The following is a 1,728-nucleotide window of genomic DNA, read 5'->3' as shown; positions in this document are numbered from 1 at the left end:
CCCCGCTCGGTTTCCAGGCGGTAGGGGCGGTAGAGCTTCTCCGGCTCCAGAATGTGGCCCTGCCCATCGCGGTGAAACGGTTGACCCAGGCTCCACCCCAAAACCCCTTCGTCGGAGATGATCCACTCAAAGCCCTGTTTTTGCACAATCGGCACAATGGCAGGGCTTACGGATTGCTCGGAAGGCCACAGGCCCCGCGGATCCCGGCCAAAGCGCTCCCGATAGATCTGCTTAGCCCGCTCCAGTTGGCTGTGGACATCCTGCTCCCAGTGAAAGGGGTAGCGAGGCAAAGGCAACCCTGGCCGAGCCACCCGCGCCGAGCGCTCGCTCACCAACAGGGGCAAGATGGGGTGGGTATAGGGGCTGGTGGTCAGCTCCAGTTGGCCGTTGCTCTGCAGTTTGGCGTGTTGGGGCAAGATGGCGCCGAGGATCTGTTGTTGCTTGGCGTAGATCCGCTGCCGATCCGCCAGGGTAAAACCGGATCCCATTTTGATCCAGCCCTCAATCTCAGGATCCTCCTGAAAGAGGGGATCAAACCAAGACAGGTTGTGCCAGGCCAGCAGATCGCTGAAGTCCTGCGGAGTCCAGTACTGCAGACACCAGTTCACCCCCTGAGATTCCCGTTGGTTGTAGAGCTGCCGGTAACGGGGGTAGGGCTCGATCATGGTGGGGTAGTGGCTGTCGAAAAAACGCTCGACCACAAAGCGCAGTTGATCGGGGCCGAGCTTTTCGACAGGGGATAGGGTCAGTTCCAGGTAAGGATCAAAAGCCGAGCCGGCCACATACTCTTCGATTTGCACAATCAGGGAGGGCACCAAGTTGACCGTTTGGTGCAAGCGGGGATAGCGCTCCAGCAGCAAGACCAAGTCCAGGTAATCTTTGATCCCGTGTAGGCGCACCCAAGGCATGCGATATTTACCCGCCACCGGACTTTTGTAGAGGGGTTGGTGTTGGTGCCAAACCAGGGCGACGTGCAGCGGGTAAGTCATGGGCGGTACGGGATCCAACCATCACCCGGATACTAGCCCATCTGTCTGGCTGGCGATCGTAAGAAACTCTTGAATGTCTGAGCGCTGCCGGTGTCGATGGCGGTGGGGAAAAGCTTGCCATTCGGCAGATTCCTCAGGAGAATGGCGGCAAATGGAAGAGCTGAGCCATGACTGCCGCTACCCACCTTCTGGAACAGTCGATCGTTGTCTTTTCCCAAAACTATTTGCCCATCAGCCGGGTCAATATCAAGCGGGCAATCGTGCTGCTGCTAACAGGCAAAGCCGAACCGCTCTCGATGATGAATGTGCCGGTGTGGAAGGTGCGCTCCCCCAGCCAGGTCATTGAAGTGCCCGAACATATTCGCCTGACCATCAAGGGCAAAGAGCGCGCTTGGCGCGTGCCCCCTGTGAATCGGCGGGAGGTTTTGCGGCGGGATCACCACACCTGCCAGTATTGTGGCAGCACCCACAATCTGACCTTGGATCATGTCGTGCCCCTCTCCAAAGGGGGATCCCACAGTTGGGACAATGTGGTGACGGCTTGCGAACGCTGCAATCAACGCAAGGGCAACCGCACCCCTGAAGAAGCCAACATGCCCCTGCGCAGCAAACCCCGTGCCCCTCTCCACCCGACGGTGGCTTTTGCGGAGCAGTTCTGGCGCGAACACCAAAGTCGGCAAGAGTGACATCCTCCCGGCGCTCATCCTATGGACAGAGCGCGGGCCACCCTTCCCGTCAG

General features: G+C 59.1%; 1 protein-coding gene and 1 pseudogene. One reads left to right on the top strand and one right to left on the bottom strand.

The window, feature by feature from the left end; genetic code table 11:
- Window positions 1–989, bottom strand: a pseudogene (locus NW815_RS13705) (glycoside hydrolase); the annotation flags it as partial.
- Window positions 990–1,156: 167 nt separating this feature from the next.
- Between NW815_RS13705 and NW815_RS13700 the strand changes: the two are divergent.
- Complete coding sequence (locus NW815_RS13700; RefSeq protein WP_414350223.1) at window positions 1,157–1,675, top strand: HNH endonuclease; 519 nt, start codon at window positions 1,157–1,159, stop codon at window positions 1,673–1,675.
- Window positions 1,676–1,728 lie beyond the last annotated feature (53 nt).

It is taken from the genome of Synechococcus sp. R6-7 (genome assembly GCF_047461695.1).
Taxonomy (GTDB): Bacteria; Cyanobacteriota; Cyanobacteriia; order Thermostichales; family Thermostichaceae; genus Thermostichus.
Note: the sequence above shows the minus strand (reverse complement) of the source record. Positions and strands in the feature narration are given on the sequence as shown.

Coding starts and splice junctions, on each gene's coding strand:
- NW815_RS13700 (WP_414350223.1), top strand. CDS start 1,157: ATGACTGCCGCTACCCACCTTCTGGAACAGTCGATCGTTGTCTTTTCC.